17 protein-coding genes are annotated in these 16,940 nt (G+C 49.6%); 8 read left to right on the forward strand and 9 right to left on the reverse strand.

Annotated features, from left to right (window positions below; genetic code table 11):
* Nucleotides 1-26 precede the first annotated feature (26 nt).
* On the forward strand, nt 27-1,583 hold the full coding sequence (locus H8L47_RS04720) for a sigma-54-dependent transcriptional regulator (protein ID WP_186952085.1): 1,557 nt from the start codon (nt 27-29) through the stop codon (nt 1,581-1,583).
* 29 nt (nt 1,584-1,612) lie between these two features.
* Here H8L47_RS04720 and H8L47_RS04725 read toward each other — a convergent pair whose 3' ends face one another.
* The 7 genes from H8L47_RS04725 to ispB all read right to left on the reverse strand — a co-directional run bounded on the left by H8L47_RS04725 (nt 1,613) and on the right by ispB (nt 8,466).
* Nucleotides 1,613-1,792, reverse strand: a complete 180-nt coding sequence (locus tag H8L47_RS04725; protein WP_186952086.1) for a DNA gyrase inhibitor YacG — start codon at nt 1,790-1,792, stop codon at nt 1,613-1,615.
* A 2-nt stretch (nt 1,793-1,794) separates the two neighbouring features.
* Complete coding sequence (zapD, locus tag H8L47_RS04730) at nt 1,795-2,550, reverse strand: cell division protein ZapD (protein ID WP_186952087.1); 756 nt, start codon at nt 2,548-2,550, stop codon at nt 1,795-1,797.
* Between the two features lie 137 nt (nt 2,551-2,687).
* Nucleotides 2,688-3,302, reverse strand: a complete 615-nt coding sequence (gene coaE / locus H8L47_RS04735) for a dephospho-CoA kinase (protein WP_186952088.1) — start codon at nt 3,300-3,302, stop codon at nt 2,688-2,690.
* Nucleotides 3,281-4,180, reverse strand: coding sequence for a prepilin peptidase (locus H8L47_RS04740; protein ID WP_186952089.1), 900 nt, complete (start codon nt 4,178-4,180; stop codon nt 3,281-3,283). Before H8L47_RS04740 ends, coaE begins: the two co-directional genes overlap by 22 nt.
* On the reverse strand, nt 4,180-5,415 hold the full coding sequence (locus tag H8L47_RS04745; RefSeq protein WP_186952090.1) for a type II secretion system F family protein: 1,236 nt from the start codon (nt 5,413-5,415) through the stop codon (nt 4,180-4,182). The genes H8L47_RS04740 and H8L47_RS04745 overlap by 1 nt, the downstream gene beginning before the upstream one ends.
* A 15-nt stretch (nt 5,416-5,430) precedes the next feature.
* Nucleotides 5,431-7,161: a type IV-A pilus assembly ATPase PilB gene (gene pilB, locus H8L47_RS04750; RefSeq protein WP_186952091.1), complete on the reverse strand. Its 1,731-nt coding sequence runs from the start codon at nt 7,159-7,161 to the stop codon at nt 5,431-5,433.
* Nucleotides 7,162-7,485: 324 nt separating this feature from the next.
* Nucleotides 7,486-8,466, reverse strand: coding sequence for an octaprenyl diphosphate synthase (ispB, locus tag H8L47_RS04755; protein WP_268978041.1), 981 nt, complete (start codon nt 8,464-8,466; stop codon nt 7,486-7,488).
* A 271-nt stretch (nt 8,467-8,737) separates the two neighbouring features.
* Between ispB and rplU the strand changes: the two genes are divergently transcribed.
* The 4 genes from rplU to proB all read left to right on the forward strand — a co-directional run bounded on the left by rplU (nt 8,738) and on the right by proB (nt 12,272).
* Nucleotides 8,738-9,049, forward strand: a complete 312-nt coding sequence (rplU, locus tag H8L47_RS04760; protein WP_110255243.1) for a 50S ribosomal protein L21 — start codon at nt 8,738-8,740, stop codon at nt 9,047-9,049.
* Nucleotides 9,050-9,097: 48 nt separating this feature from the next.
* Nucleotides 9,098-9,367 (forward strand): 50S ribosomal protein L27, encoded by a 270-nt coding sequence (gene rpmA / locus H8L47_RS04765; protein ID WP_186952092.1) that lies wholly within the window; start codon nt 9,098-9,100, stop codon nt 9,365-9,367.
* A gap of 422 nt (nt 9,368-9,789) precedes the next feature.
* The gene (gene obgE, locus H8L47_RS04770) at nt 9,790-10,902 is read left to right on the forward strand and encodes a GTPase ObgE (RefSeq protein ID WP_186952093.1); all 1,113 of its coding nucleotides are present in this window, start codon (nt 9,790-9,792) and stop codon (nt 10,900-10,902) included.
* 251 nt (nt 10,903-11,153) lie between these two features.
* Nucleotides 11,154-12,272 (forward strand): glutamate 5-kinase, encoded by a 1,119-nt coding sequence (gene proB / locus H8L47_RS04775; protein WP_186952094.1) that lies wholly within the window; start codon nt 11,154-11,156, stop codon nt 12,270-12,272.
* Between the two features lie 74 nt (nt 12,273-12,346).
* Here proB and H8L47_RS04780 read toward each other — a convergent pair whose 3' ends face one another.
* Both H8L47_RS04780 and H8L47_RS04785 read right to left on the reverse strand, forming a co-directional pair.
* Nucleotides 12,347-12,850 (reverse strand): CNP1-like family protein, encoded by a 504-nt coding sequence (locus H8L47_RS04780; protein WP_186952095.1) that lies wholly within the window; start codon nt 12,848-12,850, stop codon nt 12,347-12,349.
* Nucleotides 12,851-12,853: 3 nt separating this feature from the next.
* On the reverse strand, nt 12,854-13,426 hold the full coding sequence (locus tag H8L47_RS04785; protein ID WP_186952096.1) for an RNA pyrophosphohydrolase: 573 nt from the start codon (nt 13,424-13,426) through the stop codon (nt 12,854-12,856).
* Nucleotides 13,427-13,650: 224 nt separating this feature from the next.
* On the opposite strand from H8L47_RS04785, the gene H8L47_RS04790 reads away from it, so the two are divergent.
* From H8L47_RS04790 to H8L47_RS04800, 3 genes are all read left to right on the forward strand, one after another.
* Nucleotides 13,651-15,387 carry a proline--tRNA ligase gene (locus H8L47_RS04790; protein ID WP_186952097.1) on the forward strand — a complete coding sequence of 579 codons (1,737 nt, stop codon included), beginning with the start codon at nt 13,651-13,653 and terminating at the stop codon, nt 15,385-15,387.
* A 125-nt stretch (nt 15,388-15,512) separates the two neighbouring features.
* Nucleotides 15,513-16,085: a lytic transglycosylase domain-containing protein gene (locus H8L47_RS04795; RefSeq protein ID WP_186952098.1), complete on the forward strand. Its 573-nt coding sequence runs from the start codon at nt 15,513-15,515 to the stop codon at nt 16,083-16,085.
* Between the two features lie 133 nt (nt 16,086-16,218).
* The gene (locus H8L47_RS04800; RefSeq protein WP_186952099.1) at nt 16,219-16,926 is read left to right on the forward strand and encodes a hypothetical protein; all 708 of its coding nucleotides are present in this window, start codon (nt 16,219-16,221) and stop codon (nt 16,924-16,926) included.
* Nucleotides 16,927-16,940 lie beyond the last annotated feature (14 nt).

Raw genomic sequence — 16,940 nt, forward strand, 5'->3', positions numbered from 1 at the left:
TTCATCGTTTCATCACAAAGCAACGCATGCGCATCAATATCCAGTTCAAGGACAGAGTAGGTATTGCCCACGAAATACTGGCAGTATTGGCGCGTCGAGGGCTCAATGTGGTGGCGGTTGAAGTTGATCCACCCAATATCTATATCGACAGCCCTGAACTGCTGGAGTTCATGCTCCCCTCATTGCAGGCAGATTGCCAGTCTGTGCGTGGGGTGGGTGAAATCAAGGTGCTGGATGTCTTGCCCGGCATACGCAGGCGTCTCAATCTCGACACCATGATGGCCGTCATGGAAGACCCGGTGCTGGCGATAGATGCCAGCGGTCATATCGTGATTGCCAATTTCGCGGCTGCTACGGCAGCCCGCATGAGCGAAGCCAGCCTGTGCCAGCGCAGCCTGAATCAGGTGCTTGATGATGCCGGAATACAGGAAGAACTGGTCAGTTGCGGTTTCCGCCTGCCCAGTCGTGAAGTCAGCCTGAACGGCGAGCCTTATTTCATGGATGTGACGCCGGTATCAGAGCCTCAGGGCGTCGATATTGCACATGGCCGCTCGGTAGGTGCTGTGTTGACCTTTCATGCGCCCACCCGCATAGGTGGGCGCCTGCATGCCCTGCAACATTCGGAAGGCAGTGGCTTTCATTTCATCATCGGTGAATCAGAACAAATCCGCAGTCTGAAAACCAGGGCGGCACGTGTGGCTGTGGTCGATGCCCCTTTGTTGATCACTGGCGAAACCGGCACCGGCAAGGAATTGCTGGCACAGGCCTGCCACGGTGTAAGTGGCCGCAGCACTGCCGCCTTCCTGGAGCTGAATTGTGCAGCTTTACCAGAGAGCCTGGCAGAGAGCGAGTTATTCGGTTATATGTCCGGTGCCTTCACAGGTGCTCAGCGGGGCGGCAAACCTGGCCTGTTTGAAATGGCGGATGGTGGCACAGTCTTTCTCGATGAGATAGGCGAGATGTCGCTGTACCTGCAAGCCAAGCTCCTGCGCTTCCTGAATGATGGCAAGTTCCGTCGCATCGGTAGTGATAAAGAGGTCAAGGTGAATGTGCGCATCATTAGCGCCACTCACAGGAACTTGCGCAAGATGGTGCAGGAAGGCAGTTTTCGCGAAGACCTGTTTTACCGCCTGAATGTCTTGCATCTGGAAATGCCAGCCCTGCGCGAGCGGCCTGACGATATTCTGCCGCTGGCCAGGCATTTCATAGAACGCGCCTGTACCCAGGCGCAAAAGCCAGTGTGTCGTTTGAATTCATCAGCCTGTGCGGCTTTGGTGTCTAACCATTGGCCTGGCAATGTCAGGCAATTGCAGAATGTGGTGTTTCGCGCCATTACCATGTCGGATCAGCGGATTTTGGATGCTGTCGACCTTGATTGGGCAGAGGGTAGTATCACGGCAGAGGTGGTGAAGAGCGATACCACCGAGAGTTGGGAAATATCGGTGAACGCTTTCGAGCGCAGTTTGCTGGAAAGCCTGTATCCGCAATATCCGTCCAGCCGCAAACTGGCAACGCGCCTGGCAACTTCTCACTCGATGATTGCCACCAAGCTGCGCAAATACGGTATCCCGCAGAAACGCTGAGTCAAGTCAACTCCCCCAAAGTAATTGGCTTATTCAACCAGTGCTTCTGGGTCTTCAGGTAAATTGACTGCAGGAATAGTGTATTTCTCTTCAGCCCAGGCACCCAAGTCAATTTGCTTGCAGCGTTCAGAGCAAAAAGGACGCCAGCGGTTCGCTTCTTTCCATTCCACCTTGGTTTTGCAGGTGGGACAATCAACAAAAGTAGCCATGTTCAGAAATTACAGAGAGTCAGGTCAAACGGGATATCGTTTTCATAGGCCTTTGGCTTCATGTCGCCATCCTGGGACATAAAACGTATCCACAGCATATATTTATTCGCAGAGATTTCAGGTATGGCACCAAGTTCTTGCAAGACGTTGACGCGTAGCAACTGATAAACCTTGCCTTGCAGCATCTGCTGGTAACTGCCAGCCTGGGCAATGACTTTCGATGTCGAGCCAGATTCGCGCAACAGGCGCAAGACTACATTAATGGCATCAAACAAGGGGGCAATAGGGGCGAACCAGGCACTGATATCGGCGAAGCGTTTTTCTGCCGTATTTTTTTGCCAGGCGTGATAACTGGGCAGATCAAATTCACAGGCCCCACCGGGGATGATGGTGCGGCCGCGTATACTCATCAGCCATTCATTGTCACGCACGTTCTGTCCAGTCTTGCCTGTGCTGGCAACCAGGGCGCTACTGGCGCGATCAACATCGTCCAATACTTTGTCCAGCATCTCTGCCTGCACATTGGGATTGGATTTGAAACTGATGAGTGTATGTCTTTGTCTTTCGAGTTCTTGCAAGAGATCGGATTTGAGGTCGGCACGACCAGCGACTTCCAACATTTCGAAAATGGTGGCAAGGGCAACGTGATGCTGCATGGGGTTAGACTGATGTAAGAAAAACGTGAATTTTTCGTATAAGTCTTCCAGCCGCAATAACGTGCGAATACGCTCGTTAAAAGGGTATTCGTAAACAATCAAAATAGTTTCCCTGTCAAAATTTGGTGCTAATCAAAGCTGCACATGATTCTGAACCATACTGTGTGAAAATACAAACACCGCGTGCAGATTTCCATTATTTTTTTTGTAGGGAATTGTTGCTTTCGGCACGCAAATACTTATTTACTGAAATCAGCAAGCTGCAGATACCGTTGATGCAGACGCAAAACCTCGTCCCGTATCTTTTTCAGATCACCGTCATTGTTAATGACATCGTCGGCAGCTGTCAGTCTGTCTTGCCTGCTGGCCTGATTGCGCATGATGGCTGTTACTTCTTCCCTGTTTAACTGATTGCGCGACATGACGCGACTGATCTGCGTCTCTTCATCGCAATCAACCACCAGAATGCGGTCAACCCGTTGTTTCCAGTTGCCAGATTCAACTAGAAGTGGAACCACGAAAATACGGTAATCACCTTTGGCCTGTGCAGCTTCGCGTTCGGTTTCTGTGCGTATCAGCGGGTGCAGTATGGCTTCCAGTTTATGTTTTTGCTCAGTGTCGGCAAACACCAGTTGACGGATAGCGGCCCTGTCCATTGCACCTTGTGTAGTGATAAATTTAGGACCAAATTGCTCACGGATTGCGGGTATGGCCAATCCACCTGGTATTGTCAGTTGATGGGCAATCAGATCTGTATCAATGAGCGTCGCACCCAGCTCGGCAAACATATTGGCGATAGTGGTTTTTCCACTGCCTATGCCGCCTGTCAGGCCTAGTGAGAAATTGCCAGCCATTGATTTGAGCTTAAATAAATATTCACAATGTCCTTGCCCCAAATCAGCGCAATCAGGCCCGCACCTGTCAAATAAGGGCCAAAAGACATTTCTGAGCTCCAACCCGTTTCTTTGCCCCAACCCATCTTCGAAAACACGATTTGTGTAATCCCTATGGCTGCACCAACGCAGCAAGACAGCATAATAATGACAGGTAGCACCGTCCAGCCCATCCATGCACCCAAGGCTGCCAGTAATTTGAAATCGCCGTAGCCAAATCCTTCTTTGCCCGTCAACAGTTTATAAGCCCAAAATATCGACCATAGCGACAGGTAGCCTGCGCAAGCACCCAAAACCGCATCCTTGAGTGGGACGAAGTTACCATTTAGATTGAGCAGTAAACCTATCCACAGCAAACTCAGGGTCAGGTCGTCAAGTAATAATTTGTGATCCAGGTCAATAAAGGTCATGGCGATCAGGAGCCAGACAAATATTACGGCACCCATGCCAGCCACACCACTGCCAAAATGCCAGATCATGGCTGCTGACAGCAGGGCAGTCAGCGCTTCGACAAGGGGATAGCGGATGGATATTTTTGCCTTGCAACCCGTGCATTTACCACCAATCACGAGGTAGCTGATGACTGGAATGTTTTCCATCGCCGTGATCTGATGGCCGCAATGCGGACAGGCAGATCTGGGTAGCATGAGGTTGAATTTATCCTGATGCGGCAATGTTTCCTTACGTTGCTCAGCAACAAAATTATCTACTTCGCGCAAGTAGATTTTGGGCAAACGATAAATCACTACATTCAAAAAACTGCCTATGAGCAGTCCCAATAGCCCGAAGGCTATTGTGGGCAAATAATCATGCGGCATTGCAAATAGTAGTACGTCCATTATCCCGCAACCGAACCCATTTTGAAGATAGGCAAGTACATGGCAACCACCAGGCCACCAATGACCACACCCAGGATCACCATGATGATAGGTTCCATCAGGCTGGACATGGCCGCTACTGCTTCATCAACTTCGTCTTCATAAAAATCAGCTACTTTGCCTAGCATGGAATCAAGCGCACCAGATTCTTCACCAATGGCGACCATCTGGGTGACCATGGGAGGAAACACATTGGCATTTTGCATTGCCACAGTCAAACTCGTACCAGTACTGACTTCTGTTTGAATTTTGATGGTGGCATCAAGGTAGACAGCATTACCAGATGCGCCGCCTACAGAATCCAGGGACTCAACCAGGGGGACACCAGCAGCAAACATGGTGGCGAGTGTACGAGTCCATCGGGCAATCGTTGCTTTTCTAATCACAGCACCAAAAATAGGCGCTTGTAATAACAATCTATCCATGGCCCGCTGCATACTTAATGAGCGCCTCCATGTCTGGAAAAAGAAGTAAACACTACCAAACGTGATACCAAAGATGAGATACCAGTATTCAACGAAAAAGTCTGAGATGGCCATGACAAAAAGGGTAGGTCCTGGCAATTCTGCACCAAAACTGCTGAAAGCCTGCTTGAATGCAGGAACCACCCAAATCATGATGACGGCGGTAACGAGAAAAGCGATGGACAGAATGGCAATAGGATAAGTCAATGCCGATTTGATCTTGGCCTTGATCGCCTGCGTTTTTTCCTTGTAAATGGCGAGGCGGGTCAGCAACTCTTCCAGAATACCCGCTTGTTCACCAGCACCCACCAGGTTGCAGAATAGCGGGTCGAAATACAGTGGAAATTTACGGAAAGCCGCATTCAGACTGGTACCAGTTTCGACATCTCCACGGATATCCTGCAATAATTTTGAAACAGACGGATTGCTGTGGCCTTTGGAAACGATATCAAAGGATTGCAACAAAGGCACACCGGCCTTCATCATGGTTGCCAGTTGACGGGTAAACAAGGTGATATCCTTGTCCGTAATTTTTTGGCCAGAGGTATAGTTTTTCTTCTTTAACTTGGTAACCAGGATGCCTTGCCTACGCAAGGTGGCGTTGACGATCGCTTCACCACCGGCGCGTGTTTCCCCCCTGACTACTTTGCCGTATTTGTCTTTGCCTTCCCAGGCGTACAGATGTTCTTTGATTTGTCCTGATTTTGCGGATTTTGACAGATTAGTTGCCATATCATTATTCTCTTATTATTCGTTGGTACATCCGAGGACTTCCTCGAGGCTGGTCATTCCCTGTCTGACCTTCATCAATCCGGATTGACGTAAATTTCTGATTCCTTCTTTTTGCGCCTGCTCTTCCAGATCCAGTGCACTGGCGCTGGCAAGTATGAGGCGCTCCAGCGCTTCAGATATAGGCATCAATTGATAGATGCCGACACGACCCTTATAGCCGCCACCGTTGCAACGGTCACAACCGACAGGGCCGTAAGGTTTCCAGGTGCCGTCCAGGTCTTCATCCTTGAAACCGGCTTGCAGCAAGACCTCGTCGAGGATCTCGACAGGTTTTTTACAGGTGCACAGGCGACGTGCCAGCCTTTGTGCCGTAATCAAAATGACAGATGAGGCAATATTGAAAGGTGCCACACCCATGTTCATCAAACGAGTCAAAGTAGCAGGCGCATCATTGGTATGCAGGGTGGAAAACACCATGTGACCAGTTTGCGCAGCCTTGATGGCAATATCGGCAGTTTCCAGGTCACGAATTTCACCCACCATGATGACGTCAGGATCTTGACGCAAGAAAGACTTCAGCGCGGCAGCAAAGGTCAGGCCCGCTTTGTCATTGACATTGACCTGGTTGACACCTGGCAAGTTGATCTCAGCCGGATCTTCGGCCGTAGAAATATTGATGCCAGGTTTATTAATAACGTTGAGGCAAGTGTACAGGGACACCGTTTTACCGGAACCCGTCGGCCCGGTAACCAGTACCATGCCATAAGGTCGTTGAATGGCTTCCATCAAGATCGCTTTGTGATCAGGGTCATAGCCCAAGGCATCAATACCCATTTGCGCCTGAGATCCATCCAGAATACGCATAACGATCTTTTCGCCAAACAGGGTAGGCAAAGTGCTCACACGAAAATCGATGGATTTACTCGCCGATAACTGTAATTTCATGCGACCGTCTTGCGGTACGCGTTTTTCAGAAATATCCAGTTTGGAGATAACCTTGATACGCGAAGATAATTTGTCCTTGATGGCCAGCGGTGGCTGGGCAATCTCTCTGAGTTCACCATCGACACGAAAGCGTATGCGGTAGAATTTTTCAAACGGTTCAAAATGCAAATCGGATGCACCCATATTGATGGCATCAATCAGCATTTTTTGCAGGAATTTGACGACAGGCGCATCATCAATCTCTGTGGCCTGAGCTTCGGCAGCGGCACCGGCACCGAGATCATCTTCCTTGAACTCGAGATCAAAGTCATCGCCGCCAATTTCATTCAGGCTTTGTTCCGAGGATTTGCCCAGCTTGTCCAGCAGCTTAACCAGGGCATCATGCTGCACTACAATAATGTCTATACCAAGACCGGTTTGAAATTTGACCTGATCCAGAGCTGAATTATTGGTCGGATCGGAAATCGCCAAAGAAACTTTATTGCCTTTTTTCGCTACCGCCAGCAGGCGTTGGGCCTGCATGAGCTTTTGATCAACCAGCTTGTCAGGGATCAGTGACTCATTGATGACCGATAAATCCAGTAAGGGGTAGCCGAAAGCATCGGAGCAAAAAGTCGCCAGATCACGTGCGCTGACAGTGCCACTTTGCGTCAGTGCATCAATGAAGCCGATTTTTTCCGCCTGTGCTTTTTTGCTCACAGTTTCAACCTGAGCGGGCGTCAATAAATTGGCTTGCATCAAGGCTCGCGCCAAGCCAGGAGTTGCCATTTGGGGCGCTGAATTTGGTAGGACTGCGGACATAGGATCTTTTGAGTAAATTTGCCAATACAATCAGTTGCCTTGTGATAATGCAACTAAGCCTGTTATTTGTAAAGTCGTTCCATAGTGTAGCCACACTGGATCTGGCAAAATTTGCATTGCGGCTACACCGCCATCCGGCAATGAATCATTTCCGTCGTTTTCGACAATGATTCATTACTTCTTTACTCTGTATAGATCGTTTTCCGCCAAATAGCCATGCCATTTTTTTTCAGGCATTTTTTTGCTGGCCAGAGCGCAGATTTTGAGCAGACTACCTGTCTGCCCGATTTTGTAACAGTCTGTTAATTCTACGAATTTCGTGACTTAATGATTCCTGCCTACGGCAAAGGCGCACAGTTTGACCATGGCCTGTTTGTACTGATTATCCGGCCAGTCCGCGATGGCTGTTGCCGCACGCTCGGCTGCCTTGACAGCTTCACTTTGCGTATAAGCCAGTGCGCCGGACTTGGTGATCGCGTCCAGTATGGCATCAAATTTGGATTCGTCGCCGTTTTCTATACAGGCCCGTACCAGATCGCGTTCTTCTGCACTGCCATTTTTCATCAGATAAATCAGCGGCAGGGTAGGTTTGCCTTCGCGCAAATCATCACCGACGTTTTTACCTATGTCTTCGGCATTCCCGGAATAATCCAGCACATCGTCAATCAACTGAAAAGCAGTGCCCAAAGAGCGCCCATATTCGCCTGCAGCCTCGATTTCTGCCTGATTGGCACCGGCGATAAGCGCACCAATCTCTGCTGCTGCTTCAAACAGTTTGGCTGTTTTGGAACGTATTACTTGCAGATAACGCTCCTCGGTCACGTCAGGATCATGCATATTCAGCAATTGCAAGACTTCGCCTTCAGCAATGACATTGGTGGCGTCGGCCAGAATTTGCATGATTTGCATGCTATTGATGGAGACCATCATCTGAAAGGCGCGTGAATACAGGAAGTCACCTACCAGAACTGAGGCAGCATTGCCAAACAATGCATTGGCAGTCTTGCGGCCACGGCGCATGGACGATTCATCCACCACATCGTCATGCAGCAGGGTCGCTGTATGGATGAATTCGACGATGGCGGCCAGCTCATGGTGATGCTTGCCTTTGTACTGGAAGGCATTCGCCACAAGCAAGACCAGCACGGGCCGTATACGTTTGCCGCCAGCGCTGATGATATATTCGGCGATCTGATTAACCAGGGCAACTTCAGAATGCAATTTGTTGCGGATTACCTGATTCACTTCGTCCATATCGACGGCGATCAGTTCGGTGATGGGGTTTTGGTTGTTTGTGGCAGACAAGGGAGAACCTGCATAAGAATCCGGGATGACCGCGATTATACGATGCAGTGCTGGTATTTGCTTGAAATGCACCAGTTCTCTTGTGCTTCCTCTATTTATTACCGGTTATTATCGGTCAATTGCCTGTTTACCATGGGTGTGCTGAAAAAATATGCAAATAGTCTTTGACGCTTTTGGCAGGATTATGTACAATTTGGGGTTTTCCCGACTTCCCAGGTGAGTTTTGTCTGGCGGGGAGAAAATCCCTAATATTTATTTGATGAGGTTTCACATGTACGCGGTCATAAAAACCGGAGGCAAACAATACAAAGTTGTCGCTGGTGAAAAACTTAAAGTAGAACAGATACCTGCAGACATTGGCTCCGAAATCACCATTGATCAAGTGCTCGCTTTGGGCGCTGGTGAGACCATTAAGTTTGGTGCTCCATTGGTCGCAGGTGCTACGGTGCTGGCTAAGGTTATAGATCACGGTCGTCACGACAAAGTGCGCATTTTCAAAATGCGTCGTCGTAAGCACTATCAGAAACGTCAAGGCCATCGCCAAAACTACACTGAATTGCAAATCGTCTCTATCAACGGCTAATCTGTAGATCAGCAATCAATCTACCTGTATTTAAGGAGCTAATTAAAAATGGCACACAAAAAAGGCGGCGGCACCACGCGCAATGGTCGTGACTCAGAATCAAAACGCCTCGGCGTTAAAGTCTACGGTGGCCAGGCTATCAATGCCGGCGGTATCATCATTCGTCAACGCGGCACTCGCGTACACGCTGGTGAAAACGTTGGTATGGGCAAAGATCACACTTTGTTCGCTCTGGTTAACGGCAAAGTACAATTCGCGATCAAAGGTGCAGCACGTCACCAGTTCGCTATTGTTGTTGCAGACGCAGCAGCGGCGTAATGCATTGAAGTAATTCAAAGCAGGGCGCAAGCCAGTATGATAAAAAGGCTCTGCCATCGGTAGGGCCTTTTTAGTTGGATCAGTCTCCGTTCAAACTCATTGCGGCACTACCTTACCGCAAGCTCACCTCTCCGTATGAATCTGTTTGCGATCTGTAGCGAGCGTCAGCGGGGTCAGGGCAACATTCTGGGTAAAAAGCGCAGCGCAAAAAGCTGAATGTACTCTAGTACATGAGCATTTTGAGCAGTACATGAGCCCCGCGTAGACTCCGATTGCGCACGCGCAGTAAGATCGGAAACAGGTTCTAAGTACACCCTGCATAGGCAGTTTGGTGTTAGCCCTTTTAATTTGAAGAAATCCTGTATAAATTTATTGTTCCATCAGGTTACAAGAATTTATACAAGCTTTTTTAGGTGGTAAAAATGAAATTTATTGATGAAGCCCGTATCGAAGTAATCGCCGGCGATGGTGGCAATGGTGTGGCATCCTTTTGCCGTGAAAAATTCCGTCCATTCGGCGGCCCCGATGGTGGTGATGGTGGCCGTGGCGGCAGTATCTGGGCTGTAGCTGACCGTAATATCAACACTTTGGTTGATTATCGTTATTCCAAATTGCATAAAGCCAAAGACGGTGAAAATGGCCGTGGTGCAGATTGCTACGGCAAAGGTGCTGACGATATCCGTCTGCGCATGCCGGTTGGCACGCAAATTTGCGACAGAAATACCGATGAAGTCATCGCTGACCTGACCGAACATGGTCAGGAAGTTGAACTCGTCAAAGGTGGCGAGGGCGGCTGGGGCAATATCCACTTCAAGACTTCGACCAACCGTGCGCCACGTCAGCGCTCTGATGGTAAAGAAGGCGAACGCCGCGAATTACGTCTGGAATTGAAAGTATTGGCTGACGTTGGCCTGCTGGGTTTGCCAAATGCCGGTAAATCGACTTTCATTACTGCGGTCTCGAATGCGCGTCCAAAGATTGCTGATTATCCTTTCACGACCCTGCATCCTAACCTGGGTATGGTCCGTGTCAGCCATGAAAAAAGCTTCGTCATCGCCGATATTCCTGGTTTGATCGAAGGTGCTGCTGACGGTGCTGGTCTGGGTATCCAGTTCCTCAAGCATTTGCAACGCACAGGCTTGCTCTTGCACATTGTTGATCTGGCACCGTTTGATGAAGCTGTTGACCCAGTCAAAGAAGCCAAGGCCCTGATCAAAGAATTGCGTAAATACGATGAAAGCCTGTATGAGAAGCCACGCTGGCTGGTACTCAACAAGCTCGACGTGTTAACAGAAGATGAACGCAAGAAAAAGGTCAAAGACTTCATCAAGCGTTTTGCCTGGAAGGGTCCGGTCTTTGAAATCTCCGCATTGAATCGTGAAGGCTGCGAAGAGTTGGTGACCGAGATTTACAAGTATCTGGAAGAAAAGCGTACGCATGAACAGCGTTCGCAAGAAACCACGATGAAGGAAGAAGCGCAGGGTATTTTGTCCATTGATCCGGATGATCCGCGTTTTAAAGTGCTGGAAGACTAATAAAAAACCTGGTGAAAGCCAGGTTTTTTTACGTCCACCATCTGTTCATCAACAACTAAAAATGTATAAAGGTGATTATTTTTTATTTGGAAAATTTCTTTTTAATAATTAAAATCTCATAAAAAGTAGAATATGCCTTTTAAATGTGAATTAAATTTAGATTGCAGCGATAGTATCCATATAAAGTATAATTTTGATTTGTTCGCCGCTGAAGTGCGGCAACATCACCAAATCACATTTGTCCCTTATTTATGCAATCTGTCATTCAGCAAGCAAAACGTCTGATTATCAAAGTAGGTTCATCCCTGGTCACCAATGATGGCAAGGGGCTGGACAAGCAGGCCATCGCCAAATGGGCTGCCCAGATCGCTGGCTTGCGTGCCATGGGCAAGGAAGTCGTGCTGGTCAGCTCTGGTGCCATCGCCGAAGGGCGGCAACGCCTGGGCTTTGAAAAACGACCGACTGCCATCCACGAATTGCAGGCTTGTGCTGCCGTCGGTCAAATGGGCCTGGCACAAATTTATGAAAGCAGCTTTCGTGAACACCAGATAGGTACAGCACAAATTTTGTTGACGCATGCCGACTTGGCGGATCGTGAACGCTACCTGAATGCGCGCTCGACATTGTTCACTTTGCTGCGCCTGGGCATCGTCCCCATCATCAATGAAAATGATACAGTGGTCACCGATGAAATCAAGTTTGGTGACAATGACACGCTCGGCGCCCTGGTAGCCAATTTAATAGAAGGCGATGCTCTCATCATCCTGACTGACCAAAAGGGCTTGTATACAGCGGACCCACGCAAAGACCCGAATGCAACCTTCGTGCACGAAGCCAGGGCAGGTGACCTGGCGTTGGAAGCCATGGCAGGTGGTGCTGGTTCCAGCCTCGGTAGTGGTGGCATGCTGACCAAGATACTCGCCGCCAAAAGGGGCGCGCGTTCTGGGGCGCACACGGTCATCGCCTGGGGCCGCGAAGAGAATGTCTTGCTGCGTCTGGCGCAGGGCGAAGCCATAGGTACACAATTGATTTCGCAAATGGCCCCGGTGGCGGCGCGCAAGCAATGGATGATGGATCATTTGCAGACCCTGGGCCAGGTCGTGCTGGATTCGGGTGCCGTACAAAAACTGATACGTGAAGGCAAATCCTTGCTACCCATAGGCGTACTCGATGTACGCGGCGAATTCAGCCGCGGTGCAGTGGTTACTTGCTGTGATGAGGCGGGTACTCCGGTAGCAAGGGGGCTGATTAATTACTCAAGCGCAGATGCACGTCGTATTAAGCGCCATGCTTCGAGCGAGATAGAATCCATACTTGGCTTTGTTGAAGAATCTGAATTGATACACCGCGATAATCTGGTGTTGCTATGAATCAGATATAAAAAATGGGCGCATGAGTGAAAAAATTCAGCGCCCATTTTATTCCTGCATCCTGTTGCAGCTGACTAGTAATATGACATCTTTTTCCCGCGCAGTTTGTCCAGCAACACATTGACTTTGCCTGCGATGGTTTTGCCTTCGCAAAAATAGTCAGAGAACAAGGCCGCATGCTGTTTGTTTGCACCAGTATTCGTGATGCCATCCCACTGGTTGCGGCGTGAGCGCGACCATGTGCCGTCAGGCCGGCCAAACGCATACAGTTTGACCTCATAAGTCTGGCAACGCAGGCCTTCATAGCTGATGTTCTTGGCACCCCCAGAGCTGGTTGCTACCAGGCTATAACGTATGGTGCCATCCGTTGCCACTGTAAGAGATTTGGTGTCAATCGCAAAAGACTGGCTGGGGCTCTTGTAAAAATTCAGCAGGTTTTCCGGCTTTGGTGCCTCTGGTAATTGCAGGACGACCTCATGCCACTCCTTGTCATCTTCTTCCTGGTCTGCTGCATGGGCAAAGCTGCCAGGCAGCAAGGCCAGGGTAAGGATGATACGACCTAGTTTTTTATTCAACATAAATTATTTGGACTCTTCTGGCTCGGTTTTCTTGCAATCCTGATTTTTGGGTGTTTGTTGCTGATTACGCAAATAGCGGCTGCGATTGGAATTGGGGTGCTCTGTGCGGTGCACATAGCGCGACAATTCCTGCAAGGCCAGTTGATAAACACCACGCTTGAATTCAATTACTACATCCAGCGGGACCCAATAGTCATGCCAGCGCCAGGCGTCAAATTCAGGATGGGTGCTGGCCCGCAGATTGACATCGCAATCACGGCCTATCATGCGCAACAGGAACCAGATCTGTTTTTGCCCACGATAATGCCCGCGGATTTCACGCTTGATAAAATGATCCGGCACTTCATAGCGCAGCCAGTCACGGGTACGCCCTATGACTTTGACATGCTCAGGTAGTAAGCCGGTTTCTTCTTCGAGTTCCCGGTACATGGCCTGTTCCGGTGACTCACCATATTTAATGCCACCCTGGGGGAATTGCCAGGAATGCTCGCGCACCCGCTTTCCCCACCAGACTTCATTGTTGGCGTTTAGCAAAATTATGCCAACGTTAGGGCGGAAGCCTTCACGATCCAGCATGTTCAACCTCGAAACTTTCTGTGGCTAAACGGCTTGCTCCTGCAATAGATAGCGTAGAGAGCGTTTGTTTCGTCGAAAAACACTGCATTTTTCAGCGGACAGCCTCCATGGAGGCGAACAAATCGCAGTTTCCTTCATCAAATGTGCAAAGAGTGGGCGCATTAGCCAGCTAATCCTTTAAAATTGAGTTGATTATAACCCTCCATTTAAAAAGAATCACTGTCATGCGTGCTACACGATTTTTTATTTCCACACTGAAAGAAGCTCCTGCCGATGCCGAAATCGTCAGCCATAAACTGATGATGCGTGCGGGCATGATTAAGCGCCTCGGTTCCGGCATCTATAACTACATGCCCATGGGCTTGCGTATCATCCGCAAAGTAGAGAACATTGTTCGTGAAGAAATGAATCGCGCCGGAGCGATAGAGATGCTGATGCCCGTCGTACAACCTGCAGAACTCTGGCAAGAAACTGGCCGCTGGGACAAGATGGGCCCGGAGCTCATGCGCGTCAAAGACCGCCATGGCCGCGATTACATTATCCAGCCTACGTCGGAAGAAGCGATTACTGATGTCATACGCACAGAAATCCGCTCTTACCGCCAGTTGCCTGTGAATTTTTATCACATCCAGACCAAGTTCCGTGACGAACGCCGTCCACGTTTTGGTCTCATGCGTGGCCGTGAATTCACCATGAAAGATGCGTATTCTTTTGACCGCAATGTCGAAGGCATGCAAAAGTCTTATGAAGTCATGTATGACGCCTACACGCGTATCTTCCAGCGCTTTGGCCTGGAATTCCGTGCGGTAGCTGCTGATAACGGCGCGATTGGTGGTTCTGGCTCACATGAATTCCACGTCATTGCTGATACTGGTGAAGACGCGCTGGTGTATTGCCCGACTTCTGATTACGCCGCCAATATGGAAGCGGCAGAAGCCTTGCCTACGCAAACCAGCCGCCCAGCCGCTGCAACTGCGCTGACCAAGACTGCCACGCCAGGTAAAGCCAAGTGTGAAGATGTCGCGCAACTGCTCAACATCCCGTTGGAAACTACGGTCAAGTCCATCGTGCTCGCAGTTGATGCGGAAAAAGACAGTGGCAAGGCAGCGCAAATCTGGCTGCTGCTGTTACGTGGCGACCATGAACTCAATGAAGTCAAGGCAGGCAAAATAGCTGGCATGGCCAACTACCGCTTTGCTACCGAGGCAGAAATTGTCGAGCATTTTGGCACCAAGCCAGGCTACCTCGGCCCTATCGGCACACAAAAACCAGTCAATATCGTGGCTGACAGAACCGTCGCCAACATGGCTGACTTTGTCTGTGGCGCGAATGAAGCTGATTTTCACTTCACCGGTGCCAACTGGGGTCGTGATTTGCCTGAGCCAGCAGTTGCTGACTTACGCAATGTCGTCGCTGGAGATCCATCTCCAGATGGCAAAGGTATATTAGCTATTCAGCGCGGCATCGAAGTTGGCCATGTATTTCAGCTTGGCACCCGCTATTCCGACGACATGAAAGCCACCTTCCTTGATGAAAACGGCAAACCACAATTGCTGCAAATGGGTTGCTACGGTATAGGCGTCACCCGTATTCTGGGTGCTGCAATAGAACAGAATTTCGATGACAAGGGCATCATCTGGCCAACTTCAATTGCACCGTTTGAAGTCGTCATCTGCCCTATGGGCATGGACCGCAGTGAAGCTGTCAAGACTGAGGCTGAATCCCTGTACCAGGCTTTGATTGCTGCTGGTATCGACGTGATACTGGATGACCGTGGCGAACGTCCTGGTGCCATGTTTGCTGACTGGGAACTCATTGGTGTGCCGCATCGCATCGTCATTGGTGACCGTGGTCTCAAAGAAGGCAAGCTGGAATATCTGGGCCGTCGCGATACTGAAGCCAGCAATGTGCCTGTGGCCGAGATGCTGGCCTTCATCCAGGCCAAGATGGTAGAAAAATAAGCCGCAGGATGAAGTATTTTTTCTTGCGCTTTTGCGTGTGGAGCAAAGGAAGATTCAGCGGTAAGTTTGATCTGCAAGTCATATGTGCAGGGTGGAAAAAATCCATCCTGCATCTGGTAATCTGCATGTTGGCTGTTTCTGCATTACCGGTGCAAGCCGGTAATCAAAAAGAAGAAGCCATGGCAGATTCAGTACGCCTTGCACTGGCCAAAGCCGTTTCTGATTCCACGCCACCCAAACCTACGTTTGCCACCATAGAAGAACGTATCAAGTACATCAACTGGCAAGGTGAGATGGCATCGCGCCTTAAGCGACGCATCCCCGATTTACAGACCCGCAAGGAATTGCTGGATGCCATCTGGTATGAATCCAAGCGCGCTGGCCTCGATGTTGCCATGGTCATGGGTTTGATACAGGTAGAGTCTGCCTTCCGCAAATATGCGACTTCTGTTGTCGGAGCACGTGGCTATATGCAGGTCATGCCATTCTGGTCTCGTGTGATTGGTGATGGCGATGCGAAAAAACTGTTCCAGATGCAGACAAACTTGCGTTATGGCTGCTCGATTTTACGTCTGTATATTGATATGGAAAAAGGTGATCTCTACCTGGCACTAGGTCGCTACAATGGTAGCCGTGGCCGCCCTGAATATCCCAAGGCAGTGCTTTCCAACTGGAAAAATTGGGAATTCAACAGCTGATTCATTTGCTGAGTAAAATCTGCATCACCCTCAGGTAGCAATTAACGCTACTCCTGGTCTTGTAAAATAGTCCTTTGCATAAATCACGGGCCAAGTATGATCGGGCATTCCAGAATGCCCGATCATATTCAGGATGACACCAAGACCCGACATGCAGGCACTCTTTTATCAAGAAGATTTTGGCAGCACAGACTGGCGCAAGTTATTGCGCTCACGCTGGCAATTGCTGCTTACGGTTTTGCTTGCCCATTTCTTGCTGATCATGCTTTGGCCAAGCCTGGTCAGACATAAACATGAAATGAGCACGCCACTGGCTTTTGTTGTTCGCATGCTGGAAGCGCCAGTACAAACCAAGCCTGAACAGGCTATACCCGTGACCAAACCAGTGGCGCCACCCAGCCAATTGTCGTTGCCAAACAAACCCCGCGCACCGCTAGTGCTGAATGCTCCCAACATACCCGTTACCAGTGATGCAGGTACAGGCATCAAAGTTCCCCCGGTCACGAATACTGAATCAAGCATGCCTGCATTAACTAGTGAGCCGCCTGTCGTCATTGAGCGTGACATCAGCAAAGTCATCAAGCAGGTAGAGCGCGAAATGCCAAATCGCATCCTGACCGATATCAAGCCAGAAAAATCATCCATGGTGCAATTTGGCATCAATGTTGCCGCTGCTGCGCGTCCTCGTGGCACCAGCTATAAGAACATTATTATGGCGGATGGTACGGCCATGACCAAGGTTACGACACCAGCAGGTTCCTATTGTGTAATAGGCGCAAAACCCGGCGCAGATATCACGCGATCCCCAGGCATACAGACAGTCAGTTGCGGCAGCTATTGAGGCGAGGAGAGATA

The organism is Undibacterium umbellatum, assembly GCF_014284125.1.
Lineage (GTDB): Bacteria > Pseudomonadota > Gammaproteobacteria > Burkholderiales > Burkholderiaceae_D > Undibacterium > Undibacterium umbellatum.

Bases quoted from the DNA above. Each gene is read 5' to 3' on its own strand.
- H8L47_RS04720 (WP_186952085.1), top strand. From the start codon at position 27: ATGCGCATCAATATCCAGTTCAAGGACAGAGTAGGTATTGCCCACGAA.
- H8L47_RS04725 (WP_186952086.1), bottom strand. From the start codon at position 1,792: ATGGCTACTTTTGTTGATTGTCCCACCTGCAAAACCAAGGTGGAATGG.
- coaE (WP_186952088.1), bottom strand. From the start codon at position 3,302: ATGGCTGGCAATTTCTCACTAGGCCTGACAGGCGGCATAGGCAGTGGA.
- H8L47_RS04740 (WP_186952089.1), bottom strand. From the start codon at position 4,180: ATGGACGTACTACTATTTGCAATGCCGCATGATTATTTGCCCACAATA.
- H8L47_RS04745 (WP_186952090.1), bottom strand. From the start codon at position 5,415: ATGGCAACTAATCTGTCAAAATCCGCAAAATCAGGACAAATCAAAGAA.
- pilB (WP_186952091.1), bottom strand. From the start codon at position 7,161: ATGTCCGCAGTCCTACCAAATTCAGCGCCCCAAATGGCAACTCCTGGC.
- rplU (WP_110255243.1), top strand. From the start codon at position 8,738: ATGTACGCGGTCATAAAAACCGGAGGCAAACAATACAAAGTTGTCGCT.
- rpmA (WP_186952092.1), top strand. From the start codon at position 9,098: ATGGCACACAAAAAAGGCGGCGGCACCACGCGCAATGGTCGTGACTCA.
- obgE (WP_186952093.1), top strand. From the start codon at position 9,790: ATGAAATTTATTGATGAAGCCCGTATCGAAGTAATCGCCGGCGATGGT.
- proB (WP_186952094.1), top strand. From the start codon at position 11,154: ATGCAATCTGTCATTCAGCAAGCAAAACGTCTGATTATCAAAGTAGGT.
- H8L47_RS04780 (WP_186952095.1), bottom strand. From the start codon at position 12,850: ATGTTGAATAAAAAACTAGGTCGTATCATCCTTACCCTGGCCTTGCTG.
- H8L47_RS04785 (WP_186952096.1), bottom strand. From the start codon at position 13,426: ATGCTGGATCGTGAAGGCTTCCGCCCTAACGTTGGCATAATTTTGCTA.
- H8L47_RS04790 (WP_186952097.1), top strand. From the start codon at position 13,651: ATGCGTGCTACACGATTTTTTATTTCCACACTGAAAGAAGCTCCTGCC.
- H8L47_RS04795 (WP_186952098.1), top strand. From the start codon at position 15,513: ATGTTGGCTGTTTCTGCATTACCGGTGCAAGCCGGTAATCAAAAAGAA.
- H8L47_RS04800 (WP_186952099.1), top strand. From the start codon at position 16,219: ATGACACCAAGACCCGACATGCAGGCACTCTTTTATCAAGAAGATTTT.